A 26,849-nucleotide genomic window follows, 5' to 3' on the forward strand; every position below is an offset into this window, starting at 1 on the left:
CTTCGCACATTCGCCCTGATGTTTAAAGAGAGGGGGTTCTCTTGCAGGAGAGCCCCCTCTCTTTTTGCTACCGCTACCGTTAACCCGCCTTTGCTTAGGCAGCTGCTTGCGCAGCACGCCTCCTCAGTCGCTCTGCCCGTGACGGTATCTCATCTATTTACCGAATGGCTCCTTGTGTTGCATGATGCTTTTCTCTTCTCCGGTTCTGTCCTTATCTCCCCCTACCGGCCCCCTCAGAGCCTGTTTGAGTTTTGGTTTGCAGGCGAGAGCGAGCGCCGCTGCCCGGAGCCCAAATTAAGAAATCGGTAGCGGTTCAATGATAAGTGATTGTCGTGTAGCTGACACTATCGGATCCGGCTCAACCCCCTCTGTCTACCGACATCTCCCCCTTGGACAAGGGGGAGAAGCCCAAAGGGAGAGGGGGTTCGAACAAGACAAACCTGCAGTATCTGATAGCCTTATCACTTAGCGTCTACCCACTACCAAGAAATCAAAACAGGTTCTCAGACCTGCTGGCCTAATAAGAACATATCTCCTGTTGGCTGCGGCATGCCCCCTTCGGGCTCCAGTGTTACGGCAAAAGCATTAGCAGACGGCGACGGCTCCGCATCGAACTGGTCAACCACGAAGAAAAGATCGCGGCGTGATTGGTCGAAATGAAACACCCCAGCCGATATCGGCGCCTGCTCGTCTTTGATTAGCCACAACTGGTAGTCTTTATTTTGAGGAGGCGGCGGCAGATTGGCCATCTGCAAGACTGCCCGCCCCTCTGTTGGCGCCCAAACGATCTTCCCGTAGCCCTCAGGACTGGCATCGAGCCCCCCCATGTTTATGAGCCGCGCTTCGCGCGCAGCAAGCACTGTCAGCAGCTCTTGCTGCTGTTGGACCTCACCCTCCAACTGCGTAATAACGGCTTGCTGATCAGATACGGTGCTGCGCAGATCAAGCGTTAGATATGCCAGTCCGGTCGATACCACCAGAAGCAACACAGCAGCCAGCTTGTAAGCCCCTGTCGAACGCGAAGAAGCACGCCGTGACGCCTCACGGTCCGGTGCACGGTCTGGCGCACGATCAGGTCTCTGTCCAGTGCTCGATCCGGTGTTTTGTGAGGCAGACGGCGCGCCAGACGGCTCGTCAAAATCAGGCTGCGCGTTGGAAGACGACGCCCCCTGTACAGAGCCAATAGATGCCATAAGACGCGTTTCGACGGCATCAGAAGGCGACTCGGGCTCGGCAGCCAGCGCCAACTCATCGCGCACGTCACACAGGTCATGGTAGAACGCCTCTTGCTCGGTCGAAGCCTCCTCAAGCATCGTTTCAAAACGGGCCTGCTCGGACTCGTCAAGCGCTCCCAGGACATACCCCGCACAGAGCGATTCGAAGTCAGTATGTGCGTTTTCGTTTTCCATAGCGCCGTTAGTCTTCCTCCGTCAGCATCTCACGCAGCTTAATCATACCCTGGCGCGTTCGGTACTTTACCGTGCCCAAGGGGATACCGGTACGTTCTGCAATTTCGGACTGGCTTAGCCCTTCAAAGTAGGCAATCTGAATCACAGTACGTTCTTTTTCAGAAAGCTGTTGCAGCGCCTCACGGAGGCGTTCTGCCCGGTTGCCAAGTACCGTATCTTTGTATGGACTGTTGCCCCGTGCCGCGGGGACCATCGTAAAGTCATCGACAGTGTGCTCTTGCCGCTGGATGTTCTTGTACACCTTCGAACGCGTGCGGTCAATTGCTTTGTTGCGCGCAATCGTGACAATAAAACTGTACGGCTTGCCCCGATCCGGGTTAAACCGGTCCGCCTTCTCCCATACCTGCGTGAACACCTCTTGCAGGCAGTCTTCGGCTTCTTCCCGGTCGTTCAATATTGAAAGCAACAGACCGAAGATGATATTTTTGTACGTACGATAGAGATTTCTGAGCGCCTCTTCATCCCCGTCTTGAATACGACGCATCCACTCGGCTTCCTGTACCCTGGAGTAGGCCGCCAGGCCTATCAAGAAACCAATCAGTAAAAGGAAGAGGTCTTGCATACAGGTACGAAGTTAGTACGCTACCGGATGGTTTAGGCGCACCGGAAAGTCATCTAAGAGAAAACGGGGGCTGCATATAGCTACGACAGAATAGGAAGAGCAAAGATAGGGTGCAACCGTGCCTGAAGACGCTCAGGCCGGTATGCAACGAACGCGGCCTGCGGCTTCCTCCTCCCTGCGAAGCGTGGGTAAGATAGAGAGGAAGCGCACTTAACCCGACCATTCAAGCGCGAAACGCCACATAGCGCACGGTCCAGGTGGAAGGCCGATGTCCCCGTTACGCGACGAAACTGCAGACCCTGGCACGCACGGAACGCCTGCAAGGCCTTGCTTGCACGGAGCACGCAAACACCAATCCGCGATAGAGCGTACATGGTGGTACCCCTTTTTCGCATCCCCCTGAGCCTCTAATCAGATCGATCCGGCGTTATGAGCGAGCAGTTGCACAAGGCCGCATTTCTTGGACCCAAAGGCGAGAACCTGGACGAGCTGGAACAGCTTCTGCTTGAAGTGCTGCGCGACCATGTGTTCTGGCGCCGCAATTTTCATCCGAGCGATCCGCGCCTCATCGCCGAGCATGATAAGCGCTCGGAGGCGTTTACGGCGATGACAGCGCAGATGCGCGATGAGCTGTTTAAGATTCTGTCGGAGCTGAAGCGTGCGGCCCCGCTCTACTCGCCGCGCCAGGTGGCGCACATTGTGAGCGACCCCACGCTACCCGCGCTCGTCGGCTACTTTGCCGGACTCCTCTACAACCAGAACAATGTGGTTGAGGAGGTCTCGCCCGAGACGGTGCGCGAGGAGCGGGCGTACTTTACCGCACTCGCTGAGATGGTCGGCTATCCTGAGTTTCTGCCTGAGAAGCTGCCGCCTAATGCTCGCGCGCGCCGCCGGCCCTTTAGCTGGGGGCACCTGTGCAGCGGGGGCACCGTGGCAAACCTCGAAGCGCTCTGGATGGCCCGCAACGTGCGGCTCTATCCGCTCTCGGTGCGGCTCGTGGGCGAAACGCACACCGACTTTGCCCACATGGCGCGCATGGAGGTCAAGACGGCCCAGGGCGATACAGCTACGCTTGAGGACCTGTCGACGTTTGCGCTCTCGAACCTGCCCATTGGAGAGATCACCGACCTGCATCTGCGCATCAAAGCCCAGCTGGCCGAGGCCGACCGGGCAACCGCGCAGGCGTTTCAGGAGGCCATCCCGAGCGTGCGTACGGCCGGACTCGCCTCGTTTCTGCTCTCCTACAACCAGACCTTCCCCGACGACCCGGCGCGGCTGCCCAAGGTGCTCATCTCGCAGGCCGCGCACTACTGCTGGAAGAAGAACCTCGACGTGGTCGGGCTGGGTGCGGATGCGCTTGAAACGATACCTACCGACGACCGCATCCGCCTCGATATGGATGCCCTCACAGAACGGGTGCGCACCCATGCCGAAAACCGGCAGCCCGTGCTGGGCGTGGTCAGCATCTGCGGCACCACTGAGGAGGGCGCCGTCGACCCGCTGCACAAAATCGAGGCGTTCCGCGAAGAGGCTGCCGCCCACGGCCTCACGTTCTGGCATCACTGCGACGCCGCCTTCGGGGGCTACTTCGCGTCGATGCTTCCCAAAGACGACGCGGGCGACGTGGTGCCCTACGACGAGGTCGACGACGCCGCACTTACAGGCGACAAGGCGCTCGTCGATGCAGATGTCTACAACGGCATTGCCGCCATGGCCGAGGCCGACTCCATCACCATCGACCCGCACAAGTTCGGATACATTCCGTATCCGGCCGGTGCTGTGCTCTTTCGCGACTACCACGTGCGCGACGCCATCTCGTATGCCGCCCCCTACCTCGCCGACGACGACCGCTCCGGCTTTGGGGGCTTCCTGGGGCAGTGGACGCTCGAAGGCTCGCGCCCCGGTGCAGCGGCGGTGAGCTGCTACCTGTCGCAGGCCATGGTACCGCTCACGCCCGAGGGCCACGGCCAGCTCATGAAGAACTGCATCGCCGTCAACCAGGCGCTGGTCGATGCCATGCACCGCCACTTCCCCGACGAGAGCTGGATTGAGCTGCGTCCGCTGGCTACGCCCGACACGGTCGGCTACTGCTTTGTGCTGATGCCCCGCTCGGGCTTCAACTCCATCGCTGCACTCAACACCTACACCGAGCGCATCTGGCGCCGCATGACCGTAGATGGGCGCGACGACATCAACCAGTACGACTTCCTGGTGTCGAAGACCGAGGTGGAAGCCCAGGCCTATGAGCACGTCTTACGCGACGTACTTCCAGCAGCGCTTCTCGACGATGCGCTCACGCACAACGCCTCGCTCACGCTGCTGCGCACCTGCATCATGAACCCGTTTCTCACCGACTGGTCGCAGCATGACCCGCCGTTTGCTGATCAACTATCCGCCTTCCTCCACGAAATGGCTCTCGACGAACACCTGAGCGATGTCTTGCCCGCCCGCCCCGTATCCGACGACGAGCGCCGGTCGGTCGCCGTCATCGAAACGGTCCCCGACGCCCCCGACTCGCTCACCGAGCAGCTGCGGATGCACGAGTCCACCGCCGCTCGCCTCGACATCACCGCGCGCCTGCCCAACGACAGCCGCCCGGCCGACGTCTGGAACGGCTACGACGCCGTGCTCCTTGCCGCCGACGATCTCGACATGCCCGTCATGCAACGCACCGTACGCACCCTTGGACTGGCCCACGTGCCGGTATTTGTTATGGGGGATGCAAGCGCCACCGACCATCGCGACCTGTTTGCCCGGGTCGACGGGGCCTCGCCCCAGTGGATCGTTCATGAATCGCCCGAGCGACGGCTTCAGCATCTGTTAGCCCGGCTGTATGCGCGCGGCGAAGAGGTGCCAACGCTGTAAATGGTAAATGCCCCGACCCTTGCTCGCTTGACGCCCTGCCCGTAACGCCCTGCCTGTGCCACGCACGCAACGAGTCCGCAAAAGAGATGGAGGTATCGTAAACAATAGAGCACCCACCGGGTTGTGACGACAGGTGCACAGGATGGGCGCGTCACGCTGTTTTACGGTCGTCTCTGTTTTATAGGCGTTTTACCGGCCTCGCGGAGACTCCATCCCGCCCTTTTCTTCTTCGTTCTTCGTTTCGCTTTCCACGCAGCTGCATGAGCCAGACCATCTCGACCATCTCGACCGACACCTTCGCCGATCATGCGCAGTCCCCCGCCCATACCCTGCTCGACATCCGATCGGTGGCCGCGTACAACGGATGGCCCCGCCACGGAGCCGCCCGCGGGGGCCACGTGCCCGGCGCCAAGAGCCTGCCCATGCGGTGGACTAAATACATGGACTGGGTGGAGGTCCCCGAAGACAAAGGGATGGACCCGAAGGCTCCGCTCACGATTTATGGCCACGACGCCGACGATGTCGACGCCATCGCCGCCAAGTTTGAGCGACTCGGATTCGAACAGCTCTACACCTACCACCACTTCAACGACGACTGGGCCGCGAATCCGGAGCGCCCGCTGCGCGCCATGGCCCGGTATGAGCAGCTGGTGTACCCGGAATGGCTCAATACGCTGCTTAACGGGGGCACGCCCGAAGCGGTACGGGGCGACGATGTGGTTGTGTGCCATGCCCACTACAACTACCGCGCCGACTACGAGCAGGGGCACATCCCCGGCGCGATTCCCCTCAACACCAACTGGCTCGAAGACCCCGAAACGTGGGACCGGCGTCCGCCCGAGGAACTCAAGCAGGTGCTTGCCGACCTCGGAATCCACCAGAACACCACCGTGGTATGCTACGGACGCTTCTCGTTTCCGACATACGAGCACGACTTTCCAGCGCAAAGCGCGGGGCACCTGGGCGCAATGCGGTGTGCGGCGCTGATGCTCTATGCAGGCGTCGGCGACGTCAAAGTGCTGAACGGCGGACTCAACCGCTGGGAGGATGAGGGGCTTCCGCTTTCAACCGAAGACGTGGAGCCTACGCCGGTCGATGACTTTGGCGCCGAGGTGCCGCTCTGTCCCGAGTATATGATCGACATTCCGGAAGCTCAGGCCCTTATCGACGCCGACGATGGCGAGCTGGTGAGCGTGCGGAGCTGGGAGGAGTTCATTGGAGAACGCAGCGGCTACCACTACATCGAAGCAAAAGGACGCATCCCGGGCGCGGTGTTCGGCAACTGTGGGAGCGACGCCTACCACATGGAGAACTACCGCAACTTCGACTACACCACCCGCGAGTTTCAGGAGATTGAGCAGAAGTGGGCCGAGGCCGGAGTCGTACCCGAGAAGCATGTCGCCTTCTACTGTGGTACCGGCTGGCGCGGAAGCGAGGCGTTTATGAACGCCTACCTCATGGGCTGGCCCCGCATCTCCGTCTTCGACGGCGGTTGGTACGGGTGGAGCAACGCCAACCTGCCCTCAGAAACAGGCATTCCCGCATCAGTCGCCTGATCCGCGTAAGCAATACCTGATCAGCAATACCTGATCAGTAGTACCTGTTTGACTACTCGATAGCCCTCTGTTTTAGAGCCTGTTTGGGTTTTGGTTTGTAGGCGAGAGCGAGCGCCGCTGCGGCGAAAATTGGACCCCGATGGCGGTTCGTAGCCGGGGCTACGGGCCCACATCGGGGGCAATTTGCACCAGGGGCATGACCTTCGGCCCCAGTCCAGCGCCGCCGCTCGGAGCCCAAATTAAGAAATCAAAACAGGCTCTTAAACCTTTCCCGGGGGCAAATGCTTCTCCGTTCGCCTACACTGGAGACCTCCGCGCCGGGCGGCGCTCCTCATGATGAAGCTGCATCCCGTATCAAAGTAGCATCGTAGAGTGGCATGTGTGCGCTGTACTTGTTTTACTGTACGCGCACCGGTGCAGTGTTGCGCTGCCGCTGCGTATCCTATCGAACCCTTGTTCACCGATCTGACCTACGCCCTATGAGCACGCATGAGCTTGCCGGAGAGCCCGCTCCCGAATCCGTCTTAACCGATATTCCCGCCCTGCTACAGGCCTACCAGGCCAACGAGCCCGACCCGTCGGTGCCCGCACAGCGCGTGTCGTTTGGTACGTCGGGGCACCGGGGCACCGCGCTGAACCACACCTTCAACGAGAATCACATTCTGGCGATTGCCCAGGCCGTATGCGACTACCGCAATCAAGCGGGCATCGACGGCCCCCTCTTTCTGGGCATGGATACCCACGCGCTCTCGGCGCCCGCCCAGGCGACCTGCCTGGAGGTGTTCGCCGGTAACAACGTGGCCGTGCGCATGGCCGCCGACGATGGCGTAACGCCCACCCCCGCTGTGTCGCACGCCATCCTCACCTACAACGACGGACGTACCGAGGGGCTCGCCGATGGCGTGATCATTACCCCCTCGCACAACCCGCCCGTCGACGGCGGCATCAAGTACAACGGTCCGACCGGCGGCCCCGCTACACCTAACGCCACCAGCTGGATCGAGACGCGGGCGAACAACCTTCTCGATGCCGAGCTTGCCGGCGTGCAGCGCATTGGCTACGAACAGGCCCTGCGTGCCGACACCACCTACACGTACGACTTCATGGGCCGCTATGTCGACGACCTCGACGCGGTGCTCGACATGGAGCTCATCCGCGAGTCGGGCCTCTCGCTCGCCGTTGACCCGCTGGGTGGAGCCGGAGTGCACTACTGGCAGGCTATCGCCGACACCTACGACCTGCCGCTGGAGGTGCTGCGTACCGACATCGACCCCACCTTTTCGTTCATGACGCTCGACTGGGACGGCAAGATACGCATGGATCCGTCCTCACCACACGCCATGCAGTCGCTCATCAATCTCAAAGACCAGTACGACGTCGCCTTTGCGTGCGACACCGACCACGACCGCCATGGCATTGTGACCGGTAGCGGCGGACTCATGCCACCGAATGCGTACCTCAGTGTTATGGCCGATGCGCTGCTCAACAGCCGCGATCAGTGGGCCAGCGACGTGGGCATTGGCAAAACCGTCGTAACCACCCGCCTGCTCGACCGCATTGCCGCCCACTACGACCGCCCGATTACGGAGGTGCCGGTCGGGTTTAAGTGGTTCGTGGACGTGCTCTACGACGGTACCTGTGGATTTGTGGGCGAGGAGAGCGCCGGCGCCTCTTTCCTCCGCAAAGACGGCACCGTGTGGAGCACCGACAAAGACGGCATTATTGCCAGCCTCATGGCCGCCGAGATTATGGCACGCACGGGCGAAGACCCGAGCCAGCGCTACGAGAAACTCACCGAGCAGTTTGGCGACCCGGTCTACGAACGGATCGATGCGCCCGCCACCCCCGAGCAGAAGGCCGTACTCAAAAACCTGACGCCCGCCCTCGTCAAGCAAGACGAGCTTGCCGGCGAGCCCATCCAGGCCATCCGCACCCAGGCCCCCGGCAACGACGCCGCCATTGGCGGACTCAAAGTCGAAACCGAGAACGGATGGTTTGTAGCGCGTCCGTCGGGTACCGAAGCCATCTACAAGATCTACGGCGAAAGCTTCAACGGCCGCGCCCACCTCGACCAGATCCACGCCGACGCCCAGGCGCTTGTCAACCGCGCCTTCGACAGCGCCGACGCTACTGCATAAGCGCTACACACAACTCATCGCAACCACCCGGGCAGGTACAGGGGGATGCGAACGGCCGTGCCCCCTCCCAACCTCTGCCGTACAGGACAGGCCATCGTCCTACGCGAGAAGGTCTCCATACAGGGGGCCTTTTCGTGTATAGGGCGTACCGGTGCGTACAGCCCATTCTGGAGCTCTCTGCGCCTCCCCTGAGACATGCGAGAGTAGAGAGTAGACAAACCCTAAGAGCCTGTTTGGGTTTTGGTTTGTAGGCGAGAGCGAGCGCCGCTGAAGCGAAAATTGGATCACGATGGAGGTTCGTAGCCGGGGCTACGGGCCGACATCGGGGGCAATTTGCACCAGGGGCATGACCTTCGGCCCCAGTCCAGCGCCGCCGCTCGGAGCCCAAATTAAGAAATCAAAACAGGTTCTAAGTAGGCATCCCAACTCCTGGATTTCCTGGATTCAGGGAGCTGCCCCACAGCGTTGATTTTTAGCGTCCAAGATGCGCAGCCAACGGGTCGATCGCAGGTAGCGCTTCTCACACAGCGCAAGAATCAGAGAGCAGCCCGGATAAGCCTGCTTCTATGATAGCTTCTCGCTTATTTTCGTGAGGGTCTTCCGCCCCGGAAAGTTCGGGGACGGACAAGCACTCCAGGCAGCGTGTGAAGAAGTTAAGGCATCCACCACAGTAGGGAGGATGAGTTCATCTAGTGGAAGACCAGTCACTGAAATGCGGCCTTACGCGAGTACTTTGTTGTACCTACGTTGTACCATTGAAATGGCAAACCCATACAAAGCAGGGTCTTAGACGAAACTATAGTGGGCCCGGCAGGACTTGAACCTGCGACCGATCGATTATGAGTCGACTGCTCTAACCACCTGAGCTACGGGCCCGTTGCGTTTGTGTACTTGATTTGAGAATAGTTATCTATAGCCACCGGTTTCGGGCGAGTTGGGTTCCGGGAGTCGCTTTGAACATTTGTGGAGGGCCCGTTGCGTCAGGCAGGGGCTCCTGCGTCAGACTTGCTTTCTACATATCAGATGCCGCCTCCCCCGAAGAGAAGACGGCACCTGACCCTGAGATCACCCTGTTGCGCAGCACACAATGCCGTGTACGACGCATCCGAGACGGCTACTCGCTCTTCACCGTCTGGATATCGAGATTGATCGTTACGTCGTGCCCGACAACCACGCCCCCGGCCTCGGTGAGACGATTCCACATGAGTCCGTACTCAGTACGGTCGATGATCGTCGTTGCAGTGAACGCCGCCCGCTCGTTGCCCATCGGACCCTGCGCTGCGCCGACAAACGCTGCATCGAACGCTACAGACTTCGTCACATCTTTAATCGTCAGGTCGCCTTCAAGCGTGAAGGTCGAGCCGTCTACGTTTGAGATGCCCGTGCTCTCAAATGACATCGTCGGGTAGCTGACTGCATCGAAGAAGTCGTCCGACCGCAGATGGTCGTCGCGGTCTTCATTGCGGGTATCGATGCTCGCAATCTGCACCGTGGCCGCCGTCTGCAGCGTATGCAGGTTGTCCGGATCGACCTCAACCGTCGCGTCAAAGTCGTGGAAGGCACCCGTTACCCGACTGATACCCAGATGACGTACCGAAAAGGTGACTTCGGAGTGCGCTTTGTCCACGTTCCATGACAGGACTTCGGTGAGGGATGGAGACGGGGCCAGGTCGTTGCCATGGTCAACCGGTGAATCAGGAGCAATCGATCCAAACGAGAAGCCGGCCCAGATCAGGAGGGCGGCGGTTAGTGCAAGGGCAAAAGCAGTGCGGTTCAACGTCATAGTGCAATACAAGAGTAGTTAGGAAAAACAATCCGAGACCGAGAGCGCCCCCATGTTGCGACACGCATATGTAAAGTGTCTTACAGCGCGCGGCCCTATCAGGGAAGCGGATACGCTGGCACACAGACCACTAAAAACGCCCCGCTCGGCCAGTATGTGGCTCGAACGGGGCGTGCGTTACACCCTCTATCGTATAACGCAGTGCTTTATCTTGCACCGGTGTAGCTTACTCTTCGGCTTTCAGCATCTGAAGATCGAGCGTGATGGTCACGTCGTGGCCCACAATGATGCCACCGGCATCCGTCAGCTCGTTCCAGCTTACGCCGTAGTCCATCCGGTCAATGACTGTCGTAGCAGTGAAGGCCGCCCGCTCGTTGCCCTGCATTCCTACCGCAGTGCCAAGCAGTTCGGCATCGAACTCAACTTCACGCGTTACGTCTTTGATCGTCAGGTCACCCACGAGCGTGAACGAAGACCCGTCAATGTCAAGTACCTCGCTGCTTACAAACGTCATTTCCGGGAAGCTCTCCGCATCGAAGAAGTCGGGGGAGCGCAGGTGGTCGTCGCGGTCTTCCACCCGGGTATCGATGCTGCCAACCTGCACGGTAGCCGTGGTTTCGAGCGAGCTCAGGTCGTCGGGATCGGCCGTCAGTTCAACGTCGAAGTCATGGAAGACGCCCGTCACGCGGCTCAGCCCAAGATAGCGGACAAAGAACGTGGCTTCAGAATGGAAAGGGTCAAGATTCCATGTTACGGCTTCAGTTGTGGCCTCCGTAACCGCGGGCTCCGGCTCAGGATCGTCGGCGGGCGCCCACGAAAATCCAGCCCATACGAGCGCGGCAACGAGAAGAAGTGCGGGGAAAGCGTGCTTTTTGTTCATGGATATAACAGGTTGATCAACAGAATAACGGTCTGCATCTCACAACCACTCAATGCTCAAAGGGTGCCCTCATTTTAAGTGTTGCAACATTGTTTTGCGAGATTATATCATGTGGTGGCGTATTATCTCGGGTCGGGCTATCTCTTTTTCTTCTGTGGAATCATGCGCCTCCTCGGCTGCATGGATTCTTCGGACTGGCAGAAATGCCTCGCATCCTGTATCATGCAGGTTGGATAGTTATTGATAGTCGTAAACGCCTGCCTTCCGCCCCGTTCTTGCCTCACCCTGATGCTGCTATGCCCGTTCGGTCTGTCTCGTTCTTCTTTGTCCTACTCGTCGCCGGTTCCTCACTCTTACCTGCATCTGCTCAGGAACGGGCCACGCCGACCATCATACCCATGCGCGAGCGCGCCGAGGTGATCGACCGCTGGCTTGAGGAGCGTTTCGAGACGATGCTTCCTGCTCTGATGCGCCGTGAAAACGTGGAGCTCTGGGTGGTCATCGGGCGGGAGTACAACGAGGATCCAGTGCTTCGCACGATGCTCCCCGGCACCTGGCAGTCAGCCCGCCGCCGCACTGTGTTGCTCTTTCATGACCAGGGGCCCGGCGAAGGGATCGAACGGCTCGCCATTAGCCGCTACGCAGTGGGCGACCTGTTTCCGGCCGCGTGGGACCCGGAGGCGCAGCCCAACCAGTGGGCGCGTCTTGCTGATGTCATTGCCGAACGCGATCCGGCTACGATCGCGGTGAACACCTCCGAGACGTTTGCCCTCGCCGACGGCATGACCGCGAGCGAGATGAACCAATTTGAGCGGGCGCTCTCCGATACCTATCGCGAGCGGATCGTATCGGGTGAGGCGCTCTCCATTGGCTGGCTCGAAACACGCACCGCCAACGAGATGACGGTCTACCGGCAGATCAACCGCCTTGCCCATACGATTATCGAGGAGGGACTCTCAGAGGCGGTGATCCAGCCGGGCATCACGACGACAGCTGACGTGCAGTGGTGGTACCGCGAGCGCATCCGCGACCTGAACCTGACCGCCTGGTTTCATCCGAGTGTGTCGGTGCAGCGTGCTGCCGCCCACAGCGACGACGGCGACTTTTCGGGGCCAGCGAGCGACACGGTGATTCAGCCCGGCGATCTCATCCACATGGACCTTGGCATCACCTACCTGCGCCTCAACACGGATACGCAGCGCAACGCCTACGTGCTACGCCCCGGCGAAACCGAAGCGCCCGAGGGCTTCCGCGACGGATTGCACGTAGCCAACCGCGTTCAAGATCTGCTTACCGATGCGTTCGAGCCCGGACGTACAGGCAATGAGATTCTGGCTGCCGCGCTGCAGGCAGCTGATGATGAAGGTATCGATGCCACGATCTACACGCATCCGCTGGGCTACCACGGGCACGGTGCCGGTCCCACGATTGGGCTGTGGGATCAGCAGGAAGGCGTTCCAGGATGGGGCGACTACCCGCTCTACCCAAACACCTCACACTCTATTGAGCTCAACGCTGCTGTGACGATCCCAGAGTGGGATGACCAGGAGATCCTGATGCGGGTAGAGGAAAATGCATTCTTCGACGGCGATCGCGTCACCTACCACGACGGGCGCCAGACGGAACTGTATCTTATTCCACGTCAGCCATAGCCCTTAGGCCAACAATCCGTAGCCACCAGGTCGGGGGCTTCTGCTCTTCCAACCAACGCACAAACACTATGTCAAACAGCAGGTCAAGCGGCTACGAGCCCATTGCGTGTGCTACGTACGACGAGTTGGGACTGCGCATGATGCGCGGTACCCAAACGCAATTCACCATCGAGCCCCCCAACACAACCCGTACGATCACCGGGCGCATCGAGGATATCTACAGCGACGACAGCGCCGAGTACATCCGTCTCGACACCGGTGATGTAGTGCGCCTGGATCACATTGTGCAGGTGGAAGATATAGACGACGCTGCGTAGTAGCAGCCTGTTTTCAATGTGATACCGTTCTCAGGAAGTGCCAGGCATCGACGGCCCTGGAACTGCGGTTGGATTCTATCGACCTTCATTGGGATTCGACCGGGTATCCTACCTCACGCTATCTCATCCTCGTCGCACCAACTTCTATGGCTGGATCCGACGCCCTCCGCTCCCTCCTCACCACACAACTCGACGCCACCGTGGCTCGCCGGTCGCACACGGAGATCCTCCGGGATATTCCCGCCTCCGCCCGAGGCGTGTTGCCTGATGGGCTGCCTGAGGCATATTCGCTCTGGCAGATCCTGGAGCACATGCGACGTTCACAGGCCGACTACCTACAGTACTGCACGGATCCCGACTATACCTTCTCTACGTGGCCAGACGACTACTGGCCCGGCACGCTCGGACCGCCCAGTGACGCGGCCTGGACCCGGAGCCTCAATCGGTTTCAAGCAGACCTGCAGGACGCAAAGGCGCTTGTGAACGACCCGTCTATCGACATTGCAGGCGCAATTCCCCACGCCAGCGGGGTCGGCTACCACGGCACTACGTACGCCGAGGAGATCGGGAGCATTGCAGACCATAACGCCTACCACCTCGGACAGGTCGTTACGGTGCGCCGTCTACTTGGCATCTGGCCCCCTTCCAACCTTAAAGAAGCGGACTGGTCTGCGCCAGAATGAGCCCTTCCAAAAGCTGTTTGGAGATCGATGAGATGCCGACACAAGCCGAAGTACAGGACATGCAACTATTGTCTGCCAATATCTACAACATGTAGGCAAGAGCCTTATTGCGGAACGCGTTAGCGGAGCAGGAGCTATGTTTCTTACCTGCATAACTCGTTGGACGTATGCTCTCCTTCGCGTTGTCTTCGCGTAGCCTCCATTCCCCATGTCACAGCAAGGCGAACTGGAACGGACGCTGGGTTTGCCGCAAGCGCTTGCCATCGGCATTGGTACGATGGTGGGTGCAGGCATCTTTGTCTTTCCTGGGCTCGCTGCCGGACAGGCAGGTCCGGCGGCTGCGCTGTCGTTTGCCATTGGCGCAGGCATCGCGCTGCTCGTGGCGCTGCCGACCTCTGAGCTCGCTACGGCGATGCCTGGGAGCCTGTTTGGGTTTTGGTTTGCAGGCGAGAGCGAGCGCCGCTGAGGCGAAAATTGGACCCCGATGGCGGTTCGTAGCCGGGGCTACGGGCCGCCATCGGGGGCAATTTGCACCAGGGGCATGCCCTTCGGCCCCAGTCCAGCGCCGCCGCTCGGAGCCCAAATTAAGAAATCAAAACAGGCTCTAAGGGGATGCATGGCGTCCGCATCCCCCTGTACCTGTGCGCCGAACCAGCAGCGTTACCCAACATGGCGGCCTACATTACTCTTTGGCTGTGCGCGTAGCCCCTGCGCTTGAAAGGTGGGACGCAGCACTTCGCGTGCGAACGTTTTGAGCGTGGTGGGCGTGGTGGTTGATTTGGTACGGGGTTCGGCCTTGTACGCCGTTCCGTAGTGCGCCAGTCCGCCCGTCATGCTTGCGTAGTCGGCTGCTGTGCCCGGACTCGCCCCCATAAATACGAGGGTTTCGGCGACGGCTTCGGGCGATACCTGCTGGTAGTGCACCGGGCACTCCAGGGCGTCGCTGAACACGGCGGCGGCTTCGCGCATGGTGCAATCGGCCGGCCCATGCACCCCCACACAGTCGTGCCCGGCCCAGTCGCCTGAACGCAGCCACCGCACTGCCACGTCGGCGATGTCGCGGGTGGCCACCATCGGGTTGGGTAGGTCAGGGGGAAGCGCGTTGTACATTGTACGCTCGGATGCGATCGTCGCCAGGTTGACCAGAAAGTTTTCCATGAAGTAGCCAGGACGTAGCGCTACGACATGCTTGGCCTTTTCGTACAGCATGTTCTCGACAGCGCCCAGCGCAGAGATCGGTCCCAGATTCTCGTGATGGGCGCCCGCGCTCGATAGGAAGACAATGCGGGGCACTTCGCCGGCAGGCAGCGCATCGACAAATGCATTGCCAAGCTGCGTGTACCACGCCCCGAAGCTTTCAGCGGACAGGTTGGGCGGCGCCAGAAAGAAGACGGCGCGCACGCCATCGAGCGCCGTACGCAGATCGCTCGTACGCTGCAAGTCGCCTTCCACAACCTCGGCCTGCGTGGCTGCAATGATGGAGAGCCGGTTACGGTCGCGCACGAAGAGCCGTGTGGGCTCTCCGGCATCGAGCAGCTGCTGGGTAACACGCCGCCCGATGTTGCCCGTCGGCGTGGTCACGAGGATGGGAGACTGCACGTTAGCCATAGGGATTCGGAGCGGATAGACGAAAAGCTAAACATCGTTTTTATATATCGACGTTTTTGCGTCCTGTCATGCGCCCCCGGACTGCGATGTATATGCGCCAGTGGCGCTATGCGATAGATCTGTGCGGGTGATGATAGGCTCTTTTACCAGAGTACCCCAGAGGAGATGCGGATCCTGGATCGGTAGCGGTTCAATGTTAAATGATTGCCTGTGGTTTACATCATCGCAATCTGCTCAAACCCCCTCTGTCTGCCGACATCTCCCCCTTGGCCAAGGGGGAGAAACCCGTAGGGAGAGGGGGTTCGAAGAAGAAAGAGCTGCTGCATTCAATCGCTTTATCATTTAGCGTCTATCCACTACCCCTGGATCTTGTCTGCAGGGGCGTGCTTCTCCGACCGTGTGCAGCCTGCGGGGCGTTTTCAGACGCTGCCTACTCCATTATACGAATGCTGCTACTGCACGCGATCGGGGTTGGCCTCTACAAAGCTGTTCCAGCCGCTGTACTGTTCGGTGGCCCCGTGCGAGCGGCGGTTCGTATGGCAGAGTGCAATAGCAAGCGCGTCGGAGGCGTCGAGTGCGATGTCGGCGGCGGCGGCGTTCATCTCCAGAATCGCATGGATCATGTAGCGTACCTGCTGTTTCGAGGCGTTGCCGTTGCCCGTCACCGACTTCTTGATCTCTTTAGGCGTATATTGCACCACATCCAGATCGTGGTTCAGCCCAGCCATCATGGCGGCAGCTTGCGCACGGCCCAGTTTGAGCATCGACTGCGGGTTCTTTCCGTACACGGGCATCTCAATAGCAAGCACCTCGGGCGTATGCGCATCAATGAGCGCCGCCACCTCGTCGTAGATCTGCTTGAGCCGGTCGAGGTGAGCTGTGTCACTGTTTAGCCGAATGACGCCCTGCGCCCGTGCACGCTCGGCAGACCCGTCTACTTCAATAATGCCATAGCCGGTACAGTTGGATCCGGGATCGATGCCAAGGATGATCATGCGGGTGTATATGCTGGATGGGAGAGCAACGTGTGATGCTGTGACGGACTACGAGCAAGTGTTAATCATCGGAGTGGAGCGAGAGCGCTTCGCCGTCGTCGGCGAGCGTGGTGTACACCGCATCTACGTCGTCGTGATCTTCGACTTTTTCAACCAGCGTGCGCACTTGCTCGGCCTCGGAGGCATCGAGCGAAACGGTGGTCGCGGGAATGCGCACCAGGTCGGCGTCGTCGACAGGAATGTCGACCGATTCGAGAGCGTCTTCGACATTGGTGAACGTTTCGACTGGAGTCGTTACCACGTACATATCGTCTTCGGTACGCAGATCTTCGGCCCCGGCCTCCACTACAACCTCAAAGAGTTGCATCTCGTCAGCAGCATCGACCGGAACGTAGATCTCTCCTTTCTGCTCGAAGAGATAGCCCACGGATCCCTCTTTGCCCAGGTTTCCGTTGTGGGTACTAAAGAGATGCCGTAGGTCGGCTACCGTGCGGTTCGTGTTATCGGTCATCGCCTCAATGAAGACCGCCACACCGTGGGGGGCGTAGCCCTCATAGCTGGCCGGCTCGTAGTCTTGTCCTTCAAGCTCGCCTGTGCCTCTCTTGATGGCACGCTCAATGGTGTCTTTGGCCATGTTTTCAGCCTCGGCACGCTCAATGGCATTGGCGAGCGTAGCGTTCATCTCGGGGTCGCCCCCGCCCTCGCGGGCCGCCACCGAAATCTCGCGCGAGAGCCGCGCCCAGATCTTCGACTTCTTTTTGTCTTCTTTGGCTTTCTGTCGCTTAATCTTCGACCATTTATTGTGTCCAGCCATGGCATCGCCCGGGTTTGTTCACAGAGTGCTGGTGTGCAATAAAAAGGGTACGAAAAGGATGCGGAGGGGATTCGTTGGTCCTGCTGCTTACCGCTGACCTCTTCGGCTTCAAGCACGTCTTGTTCAAAATACGCAATCGGAGACCTTAGGACGCGCCGCACTATCAGCCACTAAATCCGGTAAAGCTCAGCGCGACATATACCCCGTAAGCAATTAACAGCACCCCGCCTTCCAACCGGCTTAGGCGGCGGCCTGTGTAGAGAAACACGACCAGAAGCAGTGCTGTGCCAAGCATAACCCACTGGTCAAACTGTAGAATTCGTTCATGGACCGGAAGAGGCTGAAGAAGCGCGGAGACGCCAAGAACCCCCAACAAATTGAATATGTTGCTTCCCAGTATATTTCCGACCGCGACATCGGCGTGTTGCCGGATTGCAGCAATGACTGATATCGAAAGTTCGGGGAGTGACGTGCCAACCGCTACGAGAATCAGCCCAACTACCGCTTCGGAGACTCCGAGAGCGTTTGCAATTCCTGTAGCTCCCGCCAGCAGCGCCTGGGACCCGCCGATTAGCAGCAGCAACCCGAAAAGGACTGCGGCTCCAATTCCGACTGCCGTCTTCGGTACGACGGAAAGTTCTTCGGCCTCGGCCTTGTGAAGCTCGCCCGAGAGGGCCGAACTGGAGCGCTCTGTGTAGTAGGCCCAGAGCAGATAACCAAACAGAGCAAATAGTAAAACAAACGCATCGGTCTGCCCAAGCGCATGCCCACCAACCAGAACCAGAAACAGTATGCTTGCGGCCACGACCGTAAGCGCATCCCTTCGAAGCGCCAGCGGTCGCACCACGAGCGGTGTGATCGATGCACAGATTCCTAAAATTAGGAGTACGTTGCCAATGTTGCTGCCCACCACGTTGCCGATTGCAATGTCGGGCCGTCCGTTTACGGCTGCATCAACAGAAACAACCAGTTCTGGCGCTGATGTACCGAATCCTACGATAATCAGCCCGCTAAGCAGGGGCGATACGCCCAGGCGTTGAGCTGCCGCTAAGGAGCCCCGAATCAGGGCTTCGCCCCCAGCCGTGAGCAGGGTGACGCCCAAAAGCAGCAGCAACACGTCTGTCATGGGTGACCTCCGGCAAGCAAGTGGAAAAAAGCAACATCAAGCTTAGTGACTGGAGGCCGCAATACCCTCCAAGCGATTGAGGAGCGGTCTCCGGCTGCTCCCTTTGGGACAAACAGTGCCTTACGGCACACTGATCATCCCGTGCTTCCGAGTCCGCTGCTTATAGCGTTCAGAACGAGTAGCATATTCGGCAGCATTGATTCGGCTTGTTCTTCGTTCCCCTGTGCATTCAACGCCCGCCAGGTTTTGACCTGGTCGATCTGTAGCTGATGCAGGGGGGCCAGGCGTTTGGATCGCATATCTATCATCTCGTACACGCGAGGCCGGCGCTCTCTGAGGTCGTGGCCATACAGCGCCTCCAGCATCTTCCGAGTGGTGTGGTACTCATCCACAATCTCGCTCAGGTAGTAGTCCGCGATCTCCTGATCGTCAACCAAATTGGCCCACTGCTCCATGATATCTGTGTCGACAAGGGCGATGGCCGACGACGCGTTGGTGATCACGTAGCGAAACGGCATGTAGTTGATCGCATTCTCGCTGAGCGTGTTGAAGTCCGCCGGGTGTTCGTTCTGCAGCGTCTTGAGCGCGCTGCCTACGCCGTACCAGCCGGTCAAAAGGTAGCGGCTCTGGCTCCAGCTAAACACCCAGGGGATGGCTCGAAGATCGTCGAAGGTGCGCTGGCCGGTACGCCGTGCCGGACGCGACCCGATGCGGCTCTTCTCAATGATGTCTATGGGCGTAGCCTGTGCAAAGAAGCGCACAAAGTCATCCGACTTTACGAGGTCTTGGTAGCTTTCCAGGCTGTACGCGTACAACCGATCGACAATCTGTGCGAGGTCGTCCCGGCTGGTTGTCAAGTTTGGTGCGAGCGTGTTGTGCGAAGACTCGGCTACGACATTGGTTTTATCGAACACACCGAGGGTGAGTCCGGTGGTGCCGGCCTGCAGGAGCTCCAGATTGTAGAGCGCTGTAACGGGGTTGGCGTACTTATTGGCAATCACCTCGCCCTGCTCGGTCAGCCGCATGGTGCCATGCATGCTCTCGGGCGGCAGTCCAGCAATAAACCGATGGGTAGGCCCGGCGCCCCGGCTGATGGTGCCGCCGCGCCCGTGAAAGAATTGCAGGGGGATGTCGTGTTTTTCCGCGACATCGTTTAATGTACGCTGGGCCTTGTTCAGGCTCCACAGGCTGGCAAGGATGCCCCCGTCTTTGTTGCTGTCGCTGTATCCCACCATAATCTGTTGCGACCGGCGCCGCCCGTGCTCCTCCTTCTGGTATTTGAGGCTTCGCTTCGTGATGGGATGGCTCAGAAACGCATCCAGAATCTCTGGCCCTCGTTCCAGGTCGTCGATCGTCTCCAGCAGAGGCACCACCGGAAGCACGCAAACCATCTCGTCATCGTGCTTCTTGAGCAGTCCGGCTTCGCGGCAGAGCAGATAGACGACGAGCAGATCGGAGAGGCTTCGGGTCATGCTTACAATCAGTGAGCCGAGGCCTGCGCTCCCATATCGCTCGATGTGCTGGTAGAGCACCCGGTAGCAGGACAGCACCGCATCGGCCTCTTCGCCGACGTCCTGCGTGGGGCGCACAAACGGGCGCGTCGTTTTCAGCTCCTCGTTGAGGAAACGGAGCCGCCGCTCTTCCGTCCAGTCTGCGAAGTGGTCTCCGTCTTCGATTCCCGCCTCGACGAGCAGTTGCGACACCGCCGCATCATGAAAGCTGCTGTTCTGCCGGATGTCGAGCGCGGCCAGGTGAAACCCGAATGCTTCTACGTTGCGCGCTACGGGCTCGACATCACGCTCGCTGATGAGCGCGGCGTCGATTTCATCGAGCGACTGCGTGAACAGGTCGAGGTCGTCAAGAACGGCCTCGGCCGATTGGTAGTGGTGCGTAGGGCTGGGCTCGCGAATCGGCTCGCCGTTGTCCTTCAGGGGCAGCCGCTGCTGCATCAGGTTGAGATACTGCCGCCAGGGCTCACTTGGATTTCTGTTGAGGGCCGATGCCGAATCGGCTGTGCGTTCGGCAAGCTGGTCGATACGCGCACGTAGATATTCAGGAACGTTGACCTCAAAGGCCGACACGCTCACTTTCTGCGCCAGATCGTTCAGTTCAGATTTGAGCTGTTGAAGCGCATGTTTCCGGAGCTCAAAAAGGGTCGCCTCGGTGACTTCGTCTGTCACGAAGGGATGGCCATCGCGGTCGCCGCCCACCCAGTTGCCAAACTGGACCTGCGGGAGCTGCTCTCGGCTGTCGATTAGCCCCGGGTCGAAGCCCGTCTCTTTCCAGGCGGTGCGGAGGCGCTGGTCAAGCATCGGCAGCACCTGGGGGAACACGTTGACCAGGTAGTGGAGCACGTTGCGAAGCTCATCTCCGATAGACGGCTTCTCCAGGAACACCTGTCCGGTGAGCCAGAGGCGCTGCATGGCCGCCAGGATGTCTTCGCGAATCTGCTCGGCTTCTTTTGCTGACCACATCTGATTCTCTCGCTTGACCATCAGCAGGTAGATCTCCCGCAGCTGGTCAATCACAGTCGAGCGCTTTGATTCAGTCGGGTGCGCGGTGAATACGGGCTCGATGCGCATTTTGGGGAGCTGCTCGGCAATCTCTTCGCCCGTAAATCCACTGGACTGCAAGTCGTCGAGCGTGCGTCCCCAGAGGCCTGAGATACGGGGTAGCCCGTGCTCGTCCTCCAGCTTGCGGCGGAGCTGCACAGCAGCGTTCTCTTCCACAATCGTCATGAGCTGGAAGCTCAGCGTAAAGGCCTTGCTGAGCTTCTCCGGGTTATCGAGGGATTGCGGATGCCGTTCGCCGGCAAAGAGGGCGGCAATTTCGTCTTCCCCCGATGCCCGAAGCATCTGCAAAAAACAGTCCTGGAGATACGCAAAGTCCTTCCGTATTTTAGGGAGCTGGATGCTGTCGTCTGTCGTGCTAAAGTACATGACGGGTTGCAGGAGTAGACGCTAAAGGGTACGGAGCCGCTGTGGCGGTTTTTTGTGACCGTTCTTCATTGCACGAAGGTAGCACGAGCAGCGCGCGCTGTCAAGACGGTGCAATGAACTACCTTCACATGCTCCGCTGGCGTATGCAGGCACAGTAGGTAGCGAGCAGAACGTCCGTGCTTTCATTCACTATATGAGCCAACCCAAGCACACGTCGGTTTTTGTCACCACGAGGGGGGAGCACAGCAACGGACGGGGTGATCTGCAGCCCCCACAAAAGCGCTCTGTCTCAAACAGAACCCCATGAGATTCGCCTACTCGTCCCAGCAGTCTGTGTACACCGTTGGCTCCGCCGGCATATACCCTGTTCGCACGGCGTGGATGTGTTTGGCTGGTGCCTTCTTCCACGCTGATGCCCGTGCTGCGCTCTGGCGCGTGGTGCTGTAAGGATCCGGTGCGTTCCTGCCCGAATCAGCGCTGTGCGACTGGATGAGAGCCGTCATCGAATCGTCCCACAACAGCCCCACCCGCTCGCAGAGACCACGCACCGTAGCTACGGGATCGGTGCAGAGCGTTTCGTACTGCACCGTAGTATAAGCATCATCTGGGCAGACCTGCTTCACAGCACGGTGCGCAAGCCCCTGAACAGCACCGATCTGTCCCCAGAACGAGTTGGGCACAGCGCGGGCGTTCAGCGGACTATCCGCAAGGCGACTGGGGTGCACGTATTCGCGCAGCGTCTGGCTCGTCCACCCGCGCCGGTGCATGCTCAAGGCCACTGCCACCGGGTGGCGCACGAGGTGAATGACGGTGGGGGCGTAGCGCGTGCGCATCCACCCGACCGCAAACGGATTGACTTCTTTGATGAGCACGCGGCGCTCGTGGCGATGACGCAACGCCCAGTCGCCCGGGTCGCGTACGGTGGCATACGAAAACGAGGGGCATCCAGCAAAGGCGCGGTCGGCATACTGGCGGTAGTAGCGCGGCGCCTGTTGGACTCCGGCATCGCTGACGGCGTGCAATGCCTCGGGGTGCCAGCGGCGGCGCGCTTGCGTGATGGGCTCGCGCAGGTAGCAGGCGTTTTTGGCATACGCCAGCAGGCGCCCCAGCCAACTCGATCCGCTCCGCGGAAATGCCACGAGCACTATGGGCGGGGATTGCATGGGGAGGCGGTGGGCCAGCAGATCACTAAACCTCCCCAGGTTCGCCCACCAGACCGGCGATACGCGGTGTGTCAGGCGTTCGATCCGGCGGCGCAGAGGAGATAGTGAGGACATCATAGGCGGCGGGCAGAAGAATGAGGATGCGCGTGGCACACGACCAGATCCAGCATCTGCGGGCACCTCCTGCCAGACATGCTTCCGTCAGTCGGAGGCCGTGTCACGCTCGAAGTAGAGATAAACATAGACAGCAAATCCGTACGAAGTGGCGTCGGTAGAAGCAAGGCGCCAGCCTTCAGCGGTGTACCGATCGAGCAGCTCCTGGATTTCCTCAGACGAGGTCTCGACGATGTGGTCTTTGTTCGTGGTGACCTTTGAGTAGTACGTGCGTGCTTCGATCTTGTATTCGGTCATGGCGAAGTCGGAGGCCAAAAAGTAGAGAGAGTGCGGCCCGCCCGAAGCGGACTCCCCCAGACACAACCGTTGCGCAGCGTCGGTTCCTCTTGCCTTCAAACCAAAACCCAAACAGGCTCTTAGCGTGATCATCAAAATGCAGGTGGATGTAGCATTACACGAACGCTCATTCTGCACTTTCAGACCCTCCGTTCTCTGTTACCTCCTCTGAGGGTGTTGTGCCCGCATCGCTGGGCACGCCGATTGTGGTGCGCGTGCCTGCGCCGGGCTCGGCCTCCACGTCGTACCAACCGCCTATCATCTCCAGTCGCTCACGGATGCTAAAGAGCCCTTGGCCCCCCTCCGTTTCCTCAGTAAGCTCAGACGGATCAAACCCAGCGCCCTCATCGCTCACGGTAATGAACACCGAATCATCCTCATCTACCGTCACAGTGACACGGGCTTTGTCGACGTCGGCGTGCTTGACCACGTTGAACAGCAGTTCGCGTGTGGTTCGAAACAGCAGGGTGTGCACGCTCGACTCCAGGGAAGGGCACGACGTTCCTGCTTCCAGCTCCACCACAAGGTCGTACGAGTTCTTCATGTGCAGAGCCAGCCATTGCAGGGCATCGCAGAGCGATTCGTCCCCGATGGGTGGCATCAACTCCGACGACAGGTGCCGTGTGGTTTGGATGGCCGACTGAAGTTCATCGGCCACTTTCTGTAGGATCTCACTGGCGTCTTCGCTCGAGACGTTCTCGTTCGCAGCCTGGAGTTGATTCACGCGTATCTGCGCTGCCACCAGCAACTGCTGCAGGTCATCGTGCAGCACCTGGCTCAGCCGTTGCCGTTCGCGCTCTTCGGCCACCGTGAGGGCCGAGTTCAGCGCATGCACCTGCTCGGTTCGCCGGCGCAGGCGGTCGGTAGCGGCTTTCAGCTTCAGCTCCGATTTTTTTCGATGCGTGATGTCGATAAATGTAAAGACCACGCCCTCTACCGCATCGTCGATGGTACGATAGGGACGAATCCGAATCAGAAACCAGCGGTCGGCTTCGCTTTTCACCTCACGCTCAAGGGTCGTCTGTTCCGCGAGGACGGTGCGCGCATCCGCCTCCAACTCTGTGTACTCCAGCCGGTGTGTAAATGCACCAATAGAGCGGCCCGCATCTTCTCCCTGAATGTTGAACAGGTCTTCTACGGGCGGGGTAAACCGTTGGATACGAAGCGCTGTATCCAGAAACAACGTCCCGATATCGGTGGCCACAATCAGGTTCTTTAAGTCGTTGTTGGCTTGATGCAGTTCGTCGACCTTGGCTTCGAGTTCTGCGTTCACTGTTTTGAGCTCTTCGTTGACCGACTGGAGTTCTTCTTTGCTGGTTTCCAGCTCTTCGGTCATCGACTTGTACTCTTCATTCATCGACCGGAGCTCCTCGTTTGCCGCTCGCATTTCTTGCTTTGAGGTTTCATGCTCCTCAATGGTCGTACGCAACTGCTTCTTCGTCCAGGCCAGCTCCTCCCGCAGGTCGTCGCTTCCAGAGTCCCTGCTCACCTCAGCTTCTGTGTCTCCAGCGAGACGGTCGGACGCTACCGGGTCTTTGATAAACATGACCAGAGCCGTCCCATTCGCAGACGTGGTGCCTTTTGAGGGCGCTACGAAAAGGCGTATCCACTCGACGCTGCCATTTAGTTGGACCCGAACCGGTGCTGTATTGACCTCTTCTTGGTCGGCAAATGCATTGCGCAGCGATGTTTGCAGCTTGATCTGCAGTTCGGGGCGCACCACTTCCACGATATTGGCGCTGGGGGTACCGGCGGGATGCTCCAGGTAGCGCCCCGCGCCCCTCGAGAGATGCACAATCGTGTAGTTTTTATCGACCACTGCACTGGGCGGGGCGCAGGTTGCCAGCATCCGCTGATGAATCTGAGCAGCCGTTGAACTGTTCGGAGACGGATTAGTCTGCTGCGTCTCTCGCCAACGCGGTTCGGTGAGCGCTAACGATGTGGTGGGCAGTTCGGGAACAGTGTTATTTTTATTCCGCGTGCTTTGGTATAAGCAGTGCGTCTTGTCTACCACCCGAAAGAGGTCGTCTACACTACCGGTCGATTCAGAGCTTCCCAGAAAGAGATAGCCGCCGTCGTTAAGCGCATAGTTAAACAGCTTGAAGACGGACGTCTGCAGGTCGCGCCGCAGGTAGATCAGGAGATTGCGGCACGAGATCAGATCCAGCTTCGAAAAGGGCGGGTCCCGCAGCAGGTCGTGCGGCGTAAAGATGACGCACTCGCTTAGGATGTCTTTGACGATGTACCAGGCGTCTTCATCGTAAAAGTAGGTATTCAGGTAGCGCGTGGGTACATCGGCCGCAATCGACGCGGGGTAGCGTCCGGCACGAGCCTTGGTCAGCGCTTCTTTGTCGAGATCCGACGCAAAGATCTGAATCTGTTCGGGATTGATGTCGTGTGTGGCGGCCTCTTCCAACAACAAAATGGCCAGCGAATAAGCCTCCTCGCCGGTCGCACAGCCCGGCACCCATACGCGAATGGGGGTTTCCTTATTTTTGTTGGCGTATATGGCGGGAAGGACCTGATCGCGGAGGGCACTAAACGCCTCTGGATTCCGAAAGAAACTGCTGACGCTAATCAAAAACTCTTTTCGCAGGCGCCGTGCTTCGGCGGGTTCTTCTTCAATAAGGTCGAGATAGGCGGATAATGAGGGCACCTGCCGTACCTGCATACGACGCTGGATGCGCCGCAACATCGTGGGCCGTTTGTACCGGTTGAAGTCCTGCCCCGTGTGCATACGCACCTGAGCAAAAATAGAACGCAGGGTCTCTTGCATGTCGGTTTCCAGATCATCGGGGGCATCTACCGTCTGAAGCGAATGCACGGTCTTGCTCCCCATCTCAATGCGCTCGGCCAGTTGGGCCGCTGGAAGCACAAAGTCGGCCCCCTGGAGGAGCTCAATGGCAGCGCGGGGCATGCTATCGTATCCCGCTTCGTCAGGCGCCTGCACTCCTGTAAGGCCACACTGCGCCGCAATGGCGCGCATGCCTACTGCTCCGTCGCTGCCTGCCCCAGACAGAATAACGCCTATCGTCTCCAGGGGAGACTTCGCCAACGAGCGAAAGAAATGGTCAATGGGCGCTACGCGCCCCGCCGGGTTCTCGAAAGCGGTCGAGACCAACGTGGTGCCATCCACATCGAGCGCATGGCCCGGCGCCACTACGTAGACGTGCCCCGCTTCTATCTCGGTAGGCTCCGTTACCTGTCGAACAGGCATCGACGTGCAGTGCTGTAGCACCTCCGCCAGCTCGCTTGACTGATCGGGGGACAGATGCATAACGACGACAAAGGCCATGTCTGGGGCCTCCGAGAGTCCTGAAAAGAACTGCTTCAGAGCCTCAATTCCACCAGCCGAGGCACCGATCCCTACCACGCGAAGGTGTGGCGTAGCATCTTCTTTGGAAGGCCGAGCTTTAGAGGACTGAGTTGTAGTCATAATATTCGCTATGCGTATAGAATGAGTCTCGTGTAAATGTACTCATGTTCATGAGGGGAGTACCCATTCGCAATTATTGAGAAGCACGTAGGGAGCGTGCACCGCCAAACATAAAGCGGATTAGAAATGGATAATACATGATATTGAAGTCTTTTTTAATGTTAATGTTCGAATATATGAAATAACATGACAAGGATTATTCGCCGGGTCCATCCTGAGTGGCAGGAAGATATGACGGCGACCGGGGTACACAGTACCTCTCGGAGTGTACATCTCTGGCAAGACTGATTCTGACAAGACTAATGGGGCGTGATCCTATCGACATCTCCATCTTGGATAAGCAGGAGAGATTCTGTACCCGAGCAATCATCTCTGGCAGGCTACTACCAGGAAGTGCTCTTTGGAATCAGATG

The 26,849-nt window shown here is 59.1% G+C and carries 18 protein-coding genes, 1 tRNA gene and 1 pseudogene; 7 read left to right on the forward strand and 13 right to left on the reverse strand.

Translation table 11 applies throughout. The annotated features are described in order from the left end of the window. Positions 1–503 precede the first annotated feature (503 nt). A complete protein-coding gene (locus ACZ48V_RS14750) occupies positions 504–1,409 on the reverse strand; it encodes an anti-sigma factor (RefSeq protein ID WP_464540383.1) in 906 nt (301 codons plus the stop codon). A 7-nt stretch (positions 1,410–1,416) separates the two neighbouring features. After that, positions 1,417–2,031, reverse strand: a complete 615-nt coding sequence (locus tag ACZ48V_RS14755; RefSeq protein ID WP_464540384.1) for a sigma-70 family RNA polymerase sigma factor — start codon at positions 2,029–2,031, stop codon at positions 1,417–1,419. Positions 2,032–2,460: 429 nt separating this feature from the next. Between ACZ48V_RS14755 and ACZ48V_RS14760 the strand changes: the two genes are divergently transcribed. From ACZ48V_RS14760 to pgm, 3 genes are all read left to right on the forward strand, one after another. Further along, positions 2,461–4,896, forward strand: coding sequence for a pyridoxal phosphate-dependent decarboxylase family protein (locus tag ACZ48V_RS14760; protein ID WP_464540386.1), 2,436 nt, complete (start codon positions 2,461–2,463; stop codon positions 4,894–4,896). Between the two features lie 260 nt (positions 4,897–5,156). Further along, entirely contained in the window at positions 5,157–6,452 is a 1,296-nt protein-coding gene (locus tag ACZ48V_RS14765) for a sulfurtransferase (RefSeq protein ID WP_464540387.1), read from the forward strand. A gap of 479 nt (positions 6,453–6,931) precedes the next feature. Beyond that, positions 6,932–8,590, forward strand: a complete 1,659-nt coding sequence (pgm, locus tag ACZ48V_RS14770) for a phosphoglucomutase (alpha-D-glucose-1,6-bisphosphate-dependent) (protein ID WP_464540389.1) — start codon at positions 6,932–6,934, stop codon at positions 8,588–8,590. An 802-nt stretch (positions 8,591–9,392) separates the two neighbouring features. Here the strand turns inward: pgm and ACZ48V_RS14775 are convergent. The 3 genes from ACZ48V_RS14775 to ACZ48V_RS14785 form a co-directional block, all read right to left on the reverse strand. Then, positions 9,393–9,466: transfer RNA gene (locus ACZ48V_RS14775), tRNA-Ile, on the reverse strand. 238 nt (positions 9,467–9,704) lie between these two features. Then, positions 9,705–10,373: a YceI family protein gene (locus tag ACZ48V_RS14780; RefSeq protein ID WP_464540390.1), complete on the reverse strand. Its 669-nt coding sequence runs from the start codon at positions 10,371–10,373 to the stop codon at positions 9,705–9,707. Between the two features lie 226 nt (positions 10,374–10,599). After that, entirely contained in the window at positions 10,600–11,253 is a 654-nt protein-coding gene (locus ACZ48V_RS14785; RefSeq protein WP_464540392.1) for a YceI family protein, read from the reverse strand. A 296-nt stretch (positions 11,254–11,549) separates the two neighbouring features. Between ACZ48V_RS14785 and ACZ48V_RS14790 the strand changes: the two genes are divergently transcribed. From ACZ48V_RS14790 to ACZ48V_RS14805, 4 genes and pseudogenes are all read left to right on the forward strand, one after another. After that, entirely contained in the window at positions 11,550–12,905 is a 1,356-nt protein-coding gene (locus ACZ48V_RS14790) for a M24 family metallopeptidase (protein ID WP_464540393.1), read from the forward strand. A gap of 68 nt (positions 12,906–12,973) precedes the next feature. Continuing rightward, complete coding sequence (locus ACZ48V_RS14795; RefSeq protein WP_464540395.1) at positions 12,974–13,222, forward strand: hypothetical protein; 249 nt, start codon at positions 12,974–12,976, stop codon at positions 13,220–13,222. Positions 13,223–13,368: 146 nt separating this feature from the next. After that, complete coding sequence (locus tag ACZ48V_RS14800; protein WP_464540397.1) at positions 13,369–13,905, forward strand: DinB family protein; 537 nt, start codon at positions 13,369–13,371, stop codon at positions 13,903–13,905. 208 nt (positions 13,906–14,113) lie between these two features. Beyond that, positions 14,114–14,347: pseudogene (locus ACZ48V_RS14805) on the forward strand (amino acid permease); the annotation flags it as partial. Between the two features lie 218 nt (positions 14,348–14,565). Here the strand turns inward: ACZ48V_RS14805 and ACZ48V_RS14810 are convergent. The 8 genes from ACZ48V_RS14810 to ACZ48V_RS14845 form a co-directional block, all read right to left on the reverse strand. Further along, complete coding sequence (locus ACZ48V_RS14810; RefSeq protein WP_464540399.1) at positions 14,566–15,513, reverse strand: NmrA family NAD(P)-binding protein; 948 nt, start codon at positions 15,511–15,513, stop codon at positions 14,566–14,568. A gap of 452 nt (positions 15,514–15,965) precedes the next feature. Continuing rightward, positions 15,966–16,508 (reverse strand): crossover junction endodeoxyribonuclease RuvC, encoded by a 543-nt coding sequence (ruvC, locus tag ACZ48V_RS14815; RefSeq protein WP_464540401.1) that lies wholly within the window; start codon positions 16,506–16,508, stop codon positions 15,966–15,968. Positions 16,509–16,569: 61 nt separating this feature from the next. After that, positions 16,570–17,322 (reverse strand): YebC/PmpR family DNA-binding transcriptional regulator, encoded by a 753-nt coding sequence (locus ACZ48V_RS14820; protein WP_464540402.1) that lies wholly within the window; start codon positions 17,320–17,322, stop codon positions 16,570–16,572. A gap of 163 nt (positions 17,323–17,485) precedes the next feature. Next, on the reverse strand, positions 17,486–18,448 hold the full coding sequence (locus tag ACZ48V_RS14825; RefSeq protein WP_464540404.1) for a calcium/sodium antiporter: 963 nt from the start codon (positions 18,446–18,448) through the stop codon (positions 17,486–17,488). 134 nt (positions 18,449–18,582) lie between these two features. Continuing rightward, a complete protein-coding gene (locus tag ACZ48V_RS14830; protein ID WP_464540406.1) occupies positions 18,583–21,303 on the reverse strand; it encodes a phosphoenolpyruvate carboxylase in 2,721 nt (906 codons plus the stop codon). Between the two features lie 398 nt (positions 21,304–21,701). Then, positions 21,702–22,667, reverse strand: a complete 966-nt coding sequence (locus ACZ48V_RS14835) for a sulfotransferase (protein ID WP_464540407.1) — start codon at positions 22,665–22,667, stop codon at positions 21,702–21,704. A gap of 84 nt (positions 22,668–22,751) precedes the next feature. Next, positions 22,752–22,961 carry a DUF4177 domain-containing protein gene (locus ACZ48V_RS14840; RefSeq protein ID WP_464540409.1) on the reverse strand — a complete coding sequence of 70 codons (210 nt, stop codon included), beginning with the start codon at positions 22,959–22,961 and terminating at the stop codon, positions 22,752–22,754. Positions 22,962–23,127: 166 nt separating this feature from the next. Further along, the gene (locus tag ACZ48V_RS14845; protein ID WP_464540411.1) at positions 23,128–26,436 is read right to left on the reverse strand and encodes a CheR family methyltransferase; all 3,309 of its coding nucleotides are present in this window, start codon (positions 26,434–26,436) and stop codon (positions 23,128–23,130) included. Positions 26,437–26,849 lie beyond the last annotated feature (413 nt).

The organism is Longimonas haloalkaliphila (assembly GCF_055379825.1).